At 67.9% G+C, this 13,599-nt stretch carries 12 protein-coding genes; 5 read left to right on the top strand and 7 right to left on the bottom strand.

From position 1 onward, the window contains the following. Positions 1-48: 48 nt before the first annotated feature. A complete protein-coding gene (locus ACX12F_RS15590; RefSeq protein WP_459365457.1) occupies positions 49-1,416 on the bottom strand; it encodes an FAD-binding oxidoreductase in 1,368 nt (455 codons plus the stop codon). Positions 1,417-1,520: 104 nt separating this feature from the next. Between ACX12F_RS15590 and ACX12F_RS15585 the strand changes: the two genes are divergently transcribed. After that, the gene (locus ACX12F_RS15585) at positions 1,521-3,455 is read left to right on the top strand and encodes a serine/threonine-protein kinase (RefSeq protein ID WP_459365456.1); all 1,935 of its coding nucleotides are present in this window, start codon (positions 1,521-1,523) and stop codon (positions 3,453-3,455) included. Between the two features lie 126 nt (positions 3,456-3,581). After that, positions 3,582-6,677 (top strand): FAD-dependent oxidoreductase, encoded by a 3,096-nt coding sequence (locus ACX12F_RS15580; protein WP_459365455.1) that lies wholly within the window; start codon positions 3,582-3,584, stop codon positions 6,675-6,677. Here the strand turns inward: ACX12F_RS15580 and ACX12F_RS15575 are convergent. Then, entirely contained in the window at positions 6,671-7,594 is a 924-nt protein-coding gene (locus ACX12F_RS15575) for an FHA domain-containing protein (RefSeq protein ID WP_459365454.1), read from the bottom strand. The genes ACX12F_RS15580 and ACX12F_RS15575 overlap by 7 nt on opposite strands. A gap of 44 nt (positions 7,595-7,638) precedes the next feature. Here ACX12F_RS15575 and ACX12F_RS15570 point away from each other — a divergent pair, with 44 nt between their 5' ends. Continuing rightward, a complete protein-coding gene (locus tag ACX12F_RS15570; RefSeq protein WP_459365453.1) occupies positions 7,639-9,018 on the top strand; it encodes a cytochrome P450 in 1,380 nt (459 codons plus the stop codon). A gap of 21 nt (positions 9,019-9,039) precedes the next feature. Here ACX12F_RS15570 and ACX12F_RS15565 read toward each other — a convergent pair whose 3' ends face one another. The 4 genes from ACX12F_RS15565 to ACX12F_RS15550 all read right to left on the bottom strand — a co-directional run bounded on the left by ACX12F_RS15565 (position 9,040) and on the right by ACX12F_RS15550 (position 11,563). Further along, positions 9,040-9,411, bottom strand: coding sequence for a response regulator (locus ACX12F_RS15565; protein ID WP_459365452.1), 372 nt, complete (start codon positions 9,409-9,411; stop codon positions 9,040-9,042). Positions 9,412-9,452: 41 nt separating this feature from the next. Continuing rightward, positions 9,453-11,006, bottom strand: a complete 1,554-nt coding sequence (locus ACX12F_RS15560) for a GAF domain-containing sensor histidine kinase (RefSeq protein ID WP_459365451.1) — start codon at positions 11,004-11,006, stop codon at positions 9,453-9,455. An 87-nt stretch (positions 11,007-11,093) separates the two neighbouring features. Continuing rightward, a complete protein-coding gene (locus ACX12F_RS15555) occupies positions 11,094-11,285 on the bottom strand; it encodes a hypothetical protein (RefSeq protein WP_459365450.1) in 192 nt (63 codons plus the stop codon). A 44-nt stretch (positions 11,286-11,329) separates the two neighbouring features. Continuing rightward, positions 11,330-11,563 carry a hypothetical protein gene (locus tag ACX12F_RS15550; RefSeq protein ID WP_459365449.1) on the bottom strand — a complete coding sequence of 78 codons (234 nt, stop codon included), beginning with the start codon at positions 11,561-11,563 and terminating at the stop codon, positions 11,330-11,332. A 259-nt stretch (positions 11,564-11,822) separates the two neighbouring features. On the opposite strand from ACX12F_RS15550, the gene ACX12F_RS15545 reads away from it, so the two are divergent. Next, entirely contained in the window at positions 11,823-12,509 is a 687-nt protein-coding gene (locus tag ACX12F_RS15545) for a response regulator (RefSeq protein WP_459365448.1), read from the top strand. Here the strand turns inward: ACX12F_RS15545 and ACX12F_RS15540 are convergent. After that, positions 12,487-13,140: a DUF1361 domain-containing protein gene (locus ACX12F_RS15540; protein ID WP_459365447.1), complete on the bottom strand. Its 654-nt coding sequence runs from the start codon at positions 13,138-13,140 to the stop codon at positions 12,487-12,489. The genes ACX12F_RS15545 and ACX12F_RS15540 overlap by 23 nt on opposite strands. Before the next feature lie 171 nt (positions 13,141-13,311). Between ACX12F_RS15540 and ACX12F_RS15535 the strand changes: the two genes are divergently transcribed. After that, the gene (locus ACX12F_RS15535) at positions 13,312-13,455 is read left to right on the top strand and encodes a hypothetical protein (protein WP_459365446.1); all 144 of its coding nucleotides are present in this window, start codon (positions 13,312-13,314) and stop codon (positions 13,453-13,455) included. The last annotated feature ends 144 nt before the right edge of the window (positions 13,456-13,599 follow it).

The raw sequence follows: 13,599 nt of genomic DNA, 5'->3' as shown, positions 1-13,599 counted from the left end.
GCCGCGGGACAGCCGAGCTCGCCAAGGTCCGGGCGCATGTCGAGGTAATCAGCGCAGCACCGCACCAGGGTTGAGGATGCCCGCCGGGTCCAGAGCGGCTTTGATGCGCCGGGTCAGCGCCATGACGTCGTCGCCCACCTGGTCGGGCAGCCAGTCCCGTTTGAGGCGGCCGACGCCGTGCTCACCGGTGATGGTGCCGCCGAGCCCGATGGCCAGCTCCATGATGCGGGCGAACGCCCGTTCGGCGCGGTCGGTGGCGTCGGCATCGGTGGGGTCGTACACGATGATCGGGTGGGTGTTGCCGTCCCCGGCGTGCGCCACCAGATAAATCTGCACATCGTAGGTGTCGGCAATGTCCTCGATCCCGGTGACCATCGCGGGCAGTCGCGGTATCGGGACGCCGACGTCCTCCAGCAGCAGGCTGCCGAGCTTCTCCACCGCGCCGAACATGCCGCGGCGGGCTGCGGTGAACGCGGCGCCCTCGGCCGGATCGTCGGTGGCGAAAACCTCGGTGGCGCCACATTTCTCGCAGTTGGCGATCATGGTCGCCACTTCCTCGGCCGCCGCACCCGGGGCGTCGGACTGCATCAGCAACATGGCTCGGGCGGAGCGGTCCAGACCCATCCGCATGACATTCTCGACGGCATTGATGCTTGCGTGGTCCATGAATTCCAGCATCGCAGGGCGTATTTCGCCGGTGATGGCCACGACGGCGTTCGCGGCGTCCTCGACCGAATTGAACAGGGCGACCACTGTCGAGGCGGGTGGCTGGGCGGGAATCAAGCGCAGCGTGAGTTCGGTGATGACGCCCAGAATGCCCTCGGACCCGATGAACAGCTTCGTCAATGACAGTCCCGCAACGTCTTTGAGCAGCGGGCCGCCGAGCCGCAGCGCGGTGCCATCGGCCAGCACGACCTCCATCCCGAGCACGTAATCACCGGTGACGCCGTACTTCACGCAACACAAGCCGCCCGCGTTGGTTGCGGCATTGCCGCCGATCGAGGAAATGTCGATGGACGACGGATCCGGCGGATACCACAGGCCGTGTTCGGCGGCCGCACGTTTGACCTCGGCGTTGGTCAGGCCCGGCTGCACGACCGCGGTCCGGGTGGCCGGGTCGATCCGGATGTCGCGCATGCGTTCGGTGCAGAGCACCACTGATCCGTCGATGGCGTCGGCGCCGCCGGACAGGCCTGAACCCGCTCCGCGTGCCACCACCGCGATGTGGTGCTCGGATGCCCACCGCAGCACCTGCTGAACGTCAGCGGTACCGGCGGGACGCACCACGGCGAGCGGAGTGCCGGCTTTCGGGTTGGCCGCCGAGTCCCGGCGGTAGCGCTCGATGATGTCCGGGTCGGTGATCAGCGCGCCATCCGGCAGCGCAGCGGCCAGACGGTTCAGTGCAGCGTCGTGCATCGTCGGACTGTATCGAGCCGGCAGCCGTCAGCGGGCCGAACGGGTCGGCTGGGCGGATTTGTCGACTGCCAGCGTGAGCACGGCCGCGGGCCTACGATTTGCCCGTGCTGCTCACCGAGGGTCAGGTTTTCGCCGGTTACACGATCCGGCGAAAATTGGGCGCGGGCGGAATGGGCAGCGTGTACCTGGCGTCGCATCCGAGGCTGCCGCGACTGGATGCCGTGAAGGTCTTGTCAGCCGAGCTGACGTCGGACCCGGAGTACGGCCCACGGTTCATGCGGGAGGCGGACGTGGTGTCCACGTTGTCGCACCCCAACATCCTCGGTGTCCACGACCGCGGTGAGTGCGACGGCCAGCTCTGGATTTCGATGGACTACGTGGCCGGGACCGACGCTGCCCGGCTGCTGCGCGACCACTACCCATCAGGCATGCCGCCAGAGGTCGCGCTGCCGATCATCACCGCCGTCGCCTCGGCACTGGACCACGCACACCGGCGCGGGCTGCTGCACCGAGATGTGAAGCCGGCCAACATCTTGCTGGATGCCGAAACGTCACGGATCTATCTCGCCGACTTCGGCATCGCCCGGCCGATGAACGACGCGTCCGGTCTGACCGCGACGAACATGGCGGTGGGGACGGTGGCCTACGCCGCGCCGGAGCAGCTCCGGGGCGAGGGGATGGACGGCCGTACTGACCAATATGCCCTGGCGTGCACCGCATTCCAGCTGTTGACGGGGAATCCGCCGTACGCCGACAGCAACCCGGCGATCGTCATCACCAAACACGTCACCGCGCCCGCGCCCTCGCTGGGGGAGCAGCGCCCCGAACTCCGCGACCTGGACCCGGTGCTGGCCCGGGCGATGTCGAAGACACCGGCCGGCCGCTTCGCCAGCTGTGGCGAATTCGCGGAGGCCCTGCAACAGCAGGCCACCCGGCCGGTGCCGTTCGCGCGCAATGAGTTCCGCGGTCAGCCGACCATGGCTGCGCCCGCCGTACCTCAGCTGAATCCGCCGCCGCAGTTCAACCCACCAACCCAGGTCAACCCCCAGGCAACTCGTTCCTCACGAGCGGGCGTGCTGATCGCGGTGCTGGCAGTGGTTGCCCTGCTGGTCGTCGCTGCCGGGGTGTTCGCCGGAGTCAAGCTGCTCGGGCGCAACGATCATCCCGCCGCAAAACCGGCTGTGCCCAGTCCGACTGCCACCGCGGCGGGCACCGGTTTCAGCGGCAGGTACCGCGCCGAGTACGGGCCGGCCACCGATCTGGAAGGCGTGGCGATACCCGGCGGCCCGGCGATGACGGGTGATTGGGACGTGCGGTCGTCATGCGGGTCCAACGGGTGCATCGCCAATGCGTCGTATACCGGCAAGAGTGGCGTCGTCCTGGTCTCTAATCTGACCTTCGACCAGGTCGCCGGCGACTGGGTTGCCGTGGCAACGGGTTCGGTACAGTGCAGCGACGCGATGAGCGGGAATGTGGCACCCACCGAGGCGTGGGTGGTATTCACCCTCACACCCAAACCCGACGGCACCCTGGCCGGGGAAACGACGCGGGCCACCGCCAACGGGTGCAGCAGCGTCAAGCGGACGGTGACGTTCACCCGCACGGGCGACGGTGAACCCAGCCGGGTACCTGACCCTGCCACCCTGCCGCCGCGTGTGAGCTCGACGGCGTCGACGCTGCACGGGCGGTATCACGAGAACATCACCTACACGAACGGCGGCTTCCCGCCCGGATCGCCCGATCTTCAAGTGCGCACGCAGTGCCTGCGGACGGGTGATCGGTGCATCAGCGCGTTCCACGCACCCGATGGCGTGGTGACGCTGGTCTTTGCCAATGGCAAGTGGACGCGGGCCGACGAAGGCACCGTCGCATGCGCCAAGGGCGGCACCACACACATCAAGATCGCCGCTGAATATCCGCTACCGACACAGCTGGTCGACCCGATCCCGTCGCTCGAGGGGCGAGGTACCAACACCTCGACCGGCGGGGAATGCCAGGGCGGTGATTTCACCGACAAGTTCGTTCGCACAGGAGATTAGCGGCAACTTGTCAGATAGTGCGGATCGCGAGGTAGATCGGTGCGGCCCGAATTAAGCTGAGCCAGCTAATTCGTTCGCCCAGATCATCCGGGCGCCGCGTGGTGACGACTTCTCGGGGAGCTGACCATGGCTGAGCCGCCGGTGATCGAAGTCCGCGAATGGGGCCGGCCGGCACGCCGATTGACCCTCAGCAGGCCGTTGTTGTTCGGGCGGGAGTGCGACGGCATCAACCTCGCCGACGGTGAGGTGTCCCGGCGCCATCTGCGGCTGGTGCCGACCCCGACGGCGCTGTCGGTCGTCGACCTCGGCAGCAGCAACGGCAGCACCGTCAACGGTGTGCCGCTGTCCGGACGGGGCACGCTCTCGACCGGCGACGTGATCCGGTTGGGCAGCACCGAGATCATCGTGCTGCACGCGCCGAAACCGGTGTCCGCGGATCAACCGCCTGCCGCCGCCGGCCACGACCCCACACGGACCATGCGGGTGGTGAAGCTCGTCGAGGTCCCAGTACCGACCGCCGCCGAGACGGGCGCACCGCGGGTGCGACTGGCCGAGCGGGCGCTCGGTATCGATCCCACCGGAACCAGAGATTTGTTTCCGCCGTACACCGAACTGCCACATCGGATTTCGCGCCGGGTGTGGCAGGCGGTCCGGATCGGCAGCGTGCTGGTCTATGTGATGGTGGTGGTGGCGCTGTTCGTGCGGCCGGCTGCGGGGCTGTTCGCCTTCTTCCACGTCATCGTGCCCCTGTGGCCGGCGCTGTTCTTCATCGCGCCCGGTGTCTGGCGCAACGTTTGCCCACTTTCGGCGTCGAATCAACTACCGCGCGTCGCCGGGTTCAGCCGAGCTGCCACGGCGCCGGGGTGGTGGACGCGCAACGGCTTCCTGATCGCCGCGGCCCTGTTCTTCGGTATCGCTGGGGCACGGCTGGCCGGCCTCGACCGCAACGGCCCGGCGATGGGCGTGGTGCTGGCGGTGATCATCGCGTCGGCGTTCGCCGGTGGGTTCCTGCTCAAAGGCAAGAGCGGCTGGTGCTCCAGCATCTGTCCGCTGCTGCCGCTACAGCGCACCTACGGCCAGACGCCGTACGTCACCTCACTGAACAGTCACTGCGAGTCCTGCCTGGGTTGTGCGAAGAACTGTTACGACTTCAAGCCTCGGGCGGCGTGGCAGGCCGACATGGCGGATCCAGACCCCCGGTGGAGTGCGCCCCGTGTGCTGTTCGCGGCCGCGTTACCGGGATTCATCATCGGCTTCTTCACCGTGCATGCCCAGCAGGGCGGGACGGTGACCGAAAAGTATGGTGTGCTTGCGCTTTTCGTGCTGGTGAGTGTCGGCCTCTGCTACGTGCTGCAGGCGGTCACGCCGTTGAGCCAGGCGATGCTGACAGCGGGTTTCGCGGCGGTGGCGATCAACGTCTACTACTGGTTCTCCGGTCCCATCCTCACCGACTCCCTCCGGCAGATCACGGGCATCGACGCGCCCTGGTTGCGGTGGCCCATCACCGCGGTGATCGCGGTGCTGACGCTGTGGTGGTTGGCTCGCACCCGGGTCAGTGAGTTGCAGTTCGCCTATGTCACCGGCGCCCGGTCGGCACCGGTCCTGTTGAACACGCCGACGATGCCGGCCGGCGCGGATGGCGCTGCTGCCGAAAGCAGTGCTGCGCGAGTGCGTTTCGAGTCGGGGTCCGAGCCCGTCGGGGCCGACGTCGGGATGAGCCTGCTCGATGTCGCCGAAAGCAGCGGGCAGGCGATCGAGGCCGGCTGCCGGATGGGTGTGTGCGGTGCCGACCCGGTATCGATCATCGAGGGGATGGGGTGCCTGTCGCCGGCCGAGGCCGACGAGCTCAAGACTCTCAACCGACTGGGGCTCGGCAAGTCCAGCCGCATGGCCTGTTGCGCCCGGATTCAGCGTGGCGACGTCACGGTTTCGCTGACTCCCGAACGTGCCGACCCCGCGGCGAGCAGACCGGTCCGCTACGACCGCTCGATCGTCAGCGTCGTGGTGATCGGCAACGGCATCGCGGGCGTGACGGCCGCGGACTTCCTGCGTCGCGGGCACCCGGATTGCGAGATCCACCTGGTGGGTGCCGAACCGCACGGCCTGTACAACCGAATGGGCATCTCCCGGCTGGTGTACGGCCGGTCCGCGATGCAAGGGCTGTACCTGCTGCCGGAGCAGTGGTACGACGAGCATGGTGTCACGGCATGGTTGAACACATGGGCCACCGGCATCCATTTGCGTTCGCAGGTGGTGCGTTTGGGCACCGGGGAGACTCTGCCCTACGACCGGCTGATCCTGGCGATGGGGTCCAGCGCCGCCGTGCCCGACACTCCCGGGCTGAACCGGCCCGGAAGTGTCGTACTGCGGTCGGCTGCCGACGCGATGCGGATCCGCGCGTACGTGCAGGAGCGCCGGGCCCGGCACGCGGTGGTCGCCGGTGGCGGCCTGCTTGGGCTGGAGGCGGCGTACTGCCTGCATCAGCTCGGGCTGCGCGTGACCGTTCTGGAGCGCGGCACCCGGCTGCTGAGCAAGCAGATCGACGCGCGCTGTTCGCAGCTGGTGGCCGAGCACTTCGCCCGCGCGGGAATCACCATCGCGCACAAGGCGGAAACAGCAGAAGTCCGCGGCGATCCCGCAGTGACCGGGGTCCGGTTCAAAGATGGCCGCATCCTGTCGTGCGAGGTGTTCCTGGCCGCCACCGGCATCCGGCCCAACATCGAATTGGCCAGGGACGCGGGCCTTCCCGTCGGCAAAGGGGTATTGGTCGACGACCGGATGCAGACCCGCGTGCCCGGCGTCTACGCGGCGGGTGACGTGGCCGAGCACGGTGGCCGGGTCCTGGGCCTGTGGCCCGTCGCGACGGAACAGGCCGAGGCGGCCGCCGTCAACGCACTGGGCGGGGACCGGACCGTCCCCGTCGAGACCCCGCCCACCATCCTCAAAGGTGTTGACTTGGAGCTGTTTTCGATCGGTCCGGTCGATCCGGCGCCGGGCGATGAGGTGGTGGTCATCGATCGGCCCGCCGTGCCGTCCTATCGCAGGCTCGTGGTGTCGCAGGGCCGTGCCGTCGGCGCCACAGTCCTGGGGCACCACCCGGCCGACCTCGCGGCCGTGCAGAAGGCGGTCCGTGAGCGGCGACCCGTCGGACCGGCGGCGCTGGCGGCACTGCGGATGGGCAACTGGGGCATCCTGTCCGAACCCGACCGACTGGCCTACTGACTCGGCCCGGACACGTTGTAGGTGAGGATCTTCTGGCCGATGCGCAGGTAGCAGCCGGGGTGGAGTTCGACGGGCTGGTCGCCGATCTGCGTCCAGTTCTGGTCTCCGGGCGCCGCTATGAAAGTGCCGCCGGCGGTGCGCGCGTCGCGCACCATCACCATGCCGCCGTTGACCGTCACGTAGGCATGTACCCGGGACACCTGCGGATCGTCGGGCAGGCTGATGGGTGACGCCGACGCGTTGCTCACCGCGGGATCGATCAGCGGATTGCGGCCGATGATGTACGTGCGGTCCAAGGGGTACACAGCACCGTCGTCGGCGATCAGCGACCCCGTGACCGGACGGCCCCGGGTCGTCGCGGCCACCTGTGCCGGTGCCTGCGCCGCGGCAGGGCGGACGACTCGTGACTGCAACACGAAGCCGGCGCCGGGCACCACGCCGGCTACGAGGTCCGTATCCGCACACGGCACGAATGTCGTTGCGGCCGTGCAGATCGTGATCCGGTCGAACCACGGGGCGACGGTCTCGTCGACCACGGGCCGGCTGCCGCCGCTGACTCGGCGGTGACCGCCTCCGGCCTCGATATCGGCGATCACCTCACCGTGCACGATCAGGTGCAACGCGTCTCCGGTAGGCACAAGCGCCCCGAAGTGCGGCACGGTATCCGACGCCGGTCCGGTCGTCAGGGCGGCGAGTGCGTGGGGCAGTGCCGACGGATGGGCGGTCGAGGTGAGCGTCTGTATGAGGGGCCGGGCCCTGGCGGCGTCGGCGATGTACACGAGCACGTCACCGTACCGGGCGACCAGACCCTCGCCGCGGCCGATGGCCACGCAGTGCCGCTTCTGTTCCACCTTTGTCGCCGCCTCGGTAGTTTGCCGCAGATGCTGATGATAGGTCAGCGTCCAGGCCCGTGCCACGGGTCAAATGGGTAGAGTCGGGGTACCGATGGGGGTGAGCAACCATGCGTCATCGAGGAACGGATCTACCTCCGGGGCCCAGGCTGCCGGCGGCAGCTCAGGCCGCGTTGCTGCTGCGAGACTGGCCCGGTTTTGTCGCCAGATGCGAACGGCGATACGGCACGATGTTCACCTTGCGCATCGCATCCATGGGCACCGTCGTCTATCTGACCGATCCCGACCACATCAAACAGGTCTTTGCCGGCGACCCGCATACCTTCCATGCGGGCGAAGCGAATTCGATGCTGATCGGGCTGGTGGGCGAGCATTCGGTGCTTGTCGTCGACGACGAGGTGCACGCGGACCGGCGGCGGTTGATGCTCAAACCGTTCACGCGCGGCGCCGTCGACCGGCAGACGGCCGCCATGGCGGCCATCGCTGCGGAGTCCGTCGAGAACTGGCCTGTCCGAACAGAATTCGCGGTGGCACCGCGTATGTCGGCACTCACGCTCGAAGTGATCCTGCAGACCGTGATCGGCGCGACCGCTCCGGACCGCCTGGCGGCGTTGCGCACGACCATGCCGAAGCTCCTGGATCTGAACTGGTTGGCGGCACTGGCGATCGCGCGGCCCGCGCTGTACCGCGTGTGGCCGTGGACCGTCGTGCGGAAGCGGTTGGCCGAAGCCGACACGCTGATCTACGCCGAAATCGCCGAGCGGCGGGCCGACCCGATGCTGGCCCGGCGCACCGACGTGCTGGCAATGCTGATCCGGGCAGCCGACGAGGACGGCCGGCACATCACCGATCGCGAACTGCGCGACCAATTGATGACGCTGCTGGCCGCCGGTCACGACACCACCGCGACCGCCCTGTCCTGGACACTGGAACGACTGACGCGGCACCCCGACATTCTGGACAAGGCGGTGGCGGCTGCCCATGCGAGTGCCACCGGGGATCCGGCCGGCGACGAGTACCTCGACGCGATCGTTCGGGAGATTCTGCGGATCCGGCCGGTGGTCTACGACGTCGGCCGGGTGCTGACCGGGCCCGTGGAGATCGGCGGATACCGGCTGCCCAAGGGCGTGATGGTCGTGCCGGGCGTCGGCCTGGTCCATGCCAGCGCCGACCGCTACGTCGACCCGGAGCGTTTCGACCCGGACCGGATGGTCGGCACCGTCCCCGGGCCGACCACGTGGCTACCGTTCGGCGGCGGGAACCGCCGCTGCCTGGGCGCGACGTTCGCGCTCGTCGAAATGCGGGTGGTACTGCGGGAAGTGTTGCGCCGAACGGAACTGCAGACCACTACCGCGACGAGCGAGGGCCAGCGACTCAAGCACGTCACACTGATTCCCGACCACGGCGCCCTGATCACCGTCCGCGCGCGGCACCAGGTTTCAGCGGCGGCCGGTACCGCGCAGCCCAGGTGCCCGGTTGCGCCGCACTGAGCCCGGGACAGCGCAGGGTCGTCAGGCGATGAGCGCGCGGATGGCGTCACCCGAGAGATCGAGCTTCGGTAGGAACCTCGGTGGTGTGCCGGTGCCGGAGAGATCGGCGACGGGCAGTTCGGTCAGGGTAGAAGTGAGGATCGCTGTCACGCCTGTGGTGTCGGCGTGCGTATGCAATTGGTCGACCAGATCGAACCCGCTCTCCTCGCCGAGGTGCACATCCACCAGCGCGACGTCCGGTTGGAGGCTCTCGACGGTGTGCATCCCGTCCGACACGGACTGCGCCGTGCCGATGACGTCAATGCCACCCTGCTGCAGGAGCGCTGTCGCGGCGGCCAGGTAGTCGGCATTGTCGTCGACGATGACGCAGCGCAGAGATCGGCGGTTCGTCATGTATTCCATTGTCGCTGACTGATGCCGGCGAGGCATTCCTGCTAGCCGGTATCTGTGGCGGCGGCGACTGCGTCGTCCAGCGGCATCTCGGCGAGCAGTGTCGTACCGACGCCAGTGGTGCTCGACAGGCGCAGCTTGCCGCCGAGTGCGGCCACGCGGTCCTCGAGGCCCACCAGCCCGCTACCGGCGTCGAGAGCGGCGCCACCGACGCCGTCGTCGGCAACCGAGATGCGCAAGGACGTGGCATCGGTGTCGACATTCACGGTGACCATGGAAGCCTGGGCATGCTTGGCGGCGTTGGTGAGGGCTTCGGCGACGGTGTAGTACGCGGCGATCTCGACGGCTTGCGGCAGTCGTACCGGGACGTCGACGTGGACCTCGACCGGCAGCGGCGCCCGACGGCCGAGGTCGCGCAGCGCGGGACGCAGCCCGCCGCGGGACAGAATCGCGGGATGTACCCCGTGCGCCAGCTCGCGCAGCTCGTCGCTGGCGGTGCGCAGACCGTCGCCGATCCCGGAGATCCTGGACCGGAGTTCGGCGGGATCCCCCGGGATCGCCATCTGCAGGGTGCGGACCTGCAGGGCCAGGGTGACCAGACGCTGCTGTGCGCCGTCGTGCAGATCACGTTCGATGCCACGGCGCGCATTGTCCGCGGCGGTGACGATCCGGGCGCGCGATGCCACCAGCTCGGCGCGTGCGTGAGCGTTCGCGATGGCCGTGGCGATGAGTTCGGCGAAATCCGTCAGGCATGCTTCGGTGTCGGCCGGCAGGGCGCCCGGACCCGATGTGCCGACAATCATTGCGCCCCAGAGCTGTCCGTCGAGTGTGACGGGTACGCCGACGCACGCTTGCAGACCGAGATCGCGGACGAGCGCCGCAGTCGAGCCGCCGGCATCGTCGTGCGTGTCCATGCGCGCCGGGCGCCCCGTTGCCCGGACCATGGCGATGACGTCGTCACCGTCGAGAGGGAACGTGGTCCCGACGGGCATCGCCGCGAGCCCCGGCTCGTCATGTGCGGCAACAAGAGTCGCGGTGCCGTCCGGTTCGTAGCGGACGAGTCCGGCGTTGCGGACGTGCAGCACGGCGGCGGCTTCGTCGGCCACGCTCGACAGTACGTCGGCCGGTGACGTGCCCTCCGCGATCAGGGTGGCAATGCGCCGCAGCGCCCCCTGCTGCTCGGCGAGTTCGCGCACCCGCTCGGTGGCTCCGGTCGCGACCTGCCAGCTCCGGTGCGCGTCGCGGGCACGGATACGCAGTTGCCAGCCAAGGACATTCGCGAGGCCGGCGATGGGAAGAAAAACGGACAGTGTCAGCACATCGATCGGCTTGAGGGGCAGCAGCGGCCCGCCGTCCAGATGCACCTGCAGATAGGCGAAGGCGCTCGCGGCAGTGGTCAGCAGGGACAGGCCAAGATCCCAGCCCGCGCTCATGATCAGCACGCCCATCATGAAGACGATGGCGTAGGTGCCGTGCGGCGGGGGATCGCGCAGCACTCGCACCACGGCGACCTCGGCGGTGATCAGCCCCGCGGCCACCAGCAGCCCGACGTACCACGGTGGCGTGGAGACAGCGGGGTTCCATCGTGCCGGATTCATCCGCAGCCTCCCGCCTGGTCACGTGTTCAGTCAACGACCCTAATCGCGGTCAGGACGGTATCGGCGGTGACTGGCTGGACCGGAGCGTCAGAACGACTGGTCGACGTGGCCTGCCGGCGCATTCGAGTTGTGTTCGCCGTTCTGGTGCTGGCTGTAGGAATCGGTGCCATCGGGGACGGTCGGGTTGGTGTCTGCGGCGGCGACCGGTGCCACCACGAGTGCCCCGCCGACCGCGGCGATGGACAACCACACGGTGACGCGCTTCAGGGTGTTCTTCATGATCGGTGCTCGCTTTCGGCTCGGTGGGTGGGTTCAGGGTCAGGTCAGTGGTTGCGGAACAGCAGGAATCCGTAGTCGCCGCCGAAGGGCTGCTGCAATTGGCCGGCCTGCTGGGCGGCCGGACCCGGCGTCGCCACGATCTGGGCGTTGCCGTTGCTCTGGGTGACGGTGGTTCCTGTGGGCAGGGTGGCGGCCGCCGCGGTCGGTGCGGCGACGATGGCCAGTGCGGCGGCTGCCGTCGCGGCCAGCGGGATGATCCGGGTGCGAGTGATACGCATTGTCTTCTACCAGCTTTCGGTGTTCGGGTGACTTCGGTTGGCCGTGTTCGGCTGGTATTCACATTGCTCCGGAATGTCGTCCCCGTCGTCACTGCCAGCGCCCAATTCGGCGGTAGGGCTAGCTGCTATGCGAGCCGCCTGTCAGCGCGTCCGGGGCTGATTCACAGGACCGCGAGCGACGCCCGCCGACGGCGAGGCAAGATGAACGCACTGAGCGGCACGTCCGGCGTCTGACGCCCGCGGCGGCTATCGGGTCGAGATGAACGGGACGTATGTGGACGCAGTAGGCGTGAAGGAGGGGACGCGGGTCGTCGTCGCGGACGACGACGTGCTGCTCCGGGAAGGCGTGGCGAGCCTGCTGACGGGAGCGGGTTTCTCCGTGGTCGGACAGGCGAGTGACAGCGGCGAGTTGCTCACCTTGGTCAGGGAGACCGTGCCTGACCTGGTGGTGACGGACATCCGGATGCCGCCGACGCATACGACCGAGGGGCTGGACGCCGCCAAGGTTATCCGCGGCGAGTTACCGGATGTCGCGATCCTGGTGCTGTCGGCGCACGTCGATGTCGAGCATGCGATGGAGCTGCTCGGCGGTGGCCAGCGCATCGGTTACCTGCTCAAGAGCCGAGTCATCGATGTATCCGACTTCCTGGAGACGCTGCACCGCATCACCAATGGCGCGTCGGTGGTAGACCCCGCCCTCGTGCAGGAACTGTTCGCGGCACAGCGCCGTCACGACCCGCTGGCCGTGTTGACCGAGCGTGAGCACGAGGTGCTGGCGCTCATGGCCGAGGGCCGGTCGAACGCCGGCATCGGCCATCAGCTCTGGGTGACCGAAGGTACCGTCGAGAAGCACGTGCGCAGCATCCTCAGCAAGCTGAATCTGCCCGACACCGGTGAGGATCACCGCCGGGTGCTGGCGGTCATCACCTTCCTGGATTCGCGCTGAGGCGCAAGCCGTTGAGTGCCCAGATGGTGAGGTACGCCAAACCGAAGAACGCGGCAACCGCCAGCCCCACGCCGGTGGACTGCACGTAGGACAGTGGCGAGCGGACCCACTCGAATGTCTCCGCTACCACGGCGTTCGGCCGGGTGACCAGATCCCAGGAATTCCACCGCTGAAACCGGCCGATCACGACACCGACCGCGCACAACCCCACGGACACGATCACGGTCAGCCAACCCCATGCGGGACCGAACTCGTGATCGATGCGCTTGTGGACCAGCAACAACGACACCACGCCGAGCAGGATTCCGGTCCAGGCGGCGAAGCCGAACTGCAGCACGTGGCGCCAGAGTTCGTCACGTCCCCCCAGATGTACCAGGTCGGTGACCAGATACGGCGCGTTCGGCAGGAAAGCCAGCCAGCCCAGACCGAGCGGCGGCAGCCACGAGCGCCGGGACACCGCGGCGAAGGCGGCGGCGAACAGCATCGGAATCCAGGCCAGGAACATGTTCCACACCAAGAACAAGGTCGGGTAGGAAAAGTGCGCCTCCGGATCGGTGATGCCGAGGACCAGAGTGAGCGCAGTTGTTGCGAGCAGGGCGGCGACCAGCAGGTACCCGCGGAAATCGATCACCCGACCAGTGTGCCTGGGAGTTGCGGTTCCGGGGTTTAGCCGCCGGCATTCCCGGGTATGTGTCGGCCGAGGGCGGAGCCGGTCTGCCGTCCTCGGTTGATTGAGGTCGATTGAGCGAAGCCAGGAGGGGAGTAGTCCTTGACGGACTCGAGGTACAACTCAATACGGTGGATGCGGCGCCTGGTGGCCATCGGTGCGGGAGCGGCGATGGTGCTGGGGGCGCTGGCGGTGATGGTCCGTACGCAGAATGCGCGGGACGCGGCGGCGACAGCGACGACGACGACGACGACGGAGTACAGCATCGCTGTCTCGTAATCCACTCGCCAATAGGGTGGTGGCACAGACATTTTGACGAGGTTAGTCGGCTACCGCGACAGTCGGTAGCCGACTAACCGGACTTCTGTCACCGAAATCGATTGGAAATAAACGAAAAATAGCAGCTGATGCAGCCGGTGTAGG

The organism is Mycolicibacterium sp. HS_4_1 (assembly GCF_054515875.1).
The sequence above is the reverse complement of the archived record's forward strand: the minus strand, read 5'-3'. Positions and strand labels throughout refer to the sequence as shown.

Coding starts and splice junctions, on each gene's coding strand:
- ACX12F_RS15570 (WP_459365453.1), top strand. CDS start 7,639: ATGCGTCATCGAGGAACGGATCTACCTCCGGGGCCCAGGCTGCCGGCG.
- ACX12F_RS15545 (WP_459365448.1), top strand. CDS start 11,823: ATGAACGGGACGTATGTGGACGCAGTAGGCGTGAAGGAGGGGACGCGG.
- ACX12F_RS15555 (WP_459365450.1), bottom strand. CDS start 11,285: ATGAAGAACACCCTGAAGCGCGTCACCGTGTGGTTGTCCATCGCCGCG.
- ACX12F_RS15580 (WP_459365455.1), top strand. CDS start 3,582: ATGGCTGAGCCGCCGGTGATCGAAGTCCGCGAATGGGGCCGGCCGGCA.
- ACX12F_RS15535 (WP_459365446.1), top strand. CDS start 13,312: ATGCGGCGCCTGGTGGCCATCGGTGCGGGAGCGGCGATGGTGCTGGGG.
- ACX12F_RS15565 (WP_459365452.1), bottom strand. CDS start 9,411: ATGACGAACCGCCGATCTCTGCGCTGCGTCATCGTCGACGACAATGCC.
- ACX12F_RS15560 (WP_459365451.1), bottom strand. CDS start 11,006: ATGAATCCGGCACGATGGAACCCCGCTGTCTCCACGCCACCGTGGTAC.
- ACX12F_RS15590 (WP_459365457.1), bottom strand. CDS start 1,416: ATGCACGACGCTGCACTGAACCGTCTGGCCGCTGCGCTGCCGGATGGC.
- ACX12F_RS15550 (WP_459365449.1), bottom strand. CDS start 11,563: ATGCGTATCACTCGCACCCGGATCATCCCGCTGGCCGCGACGGCAGCC.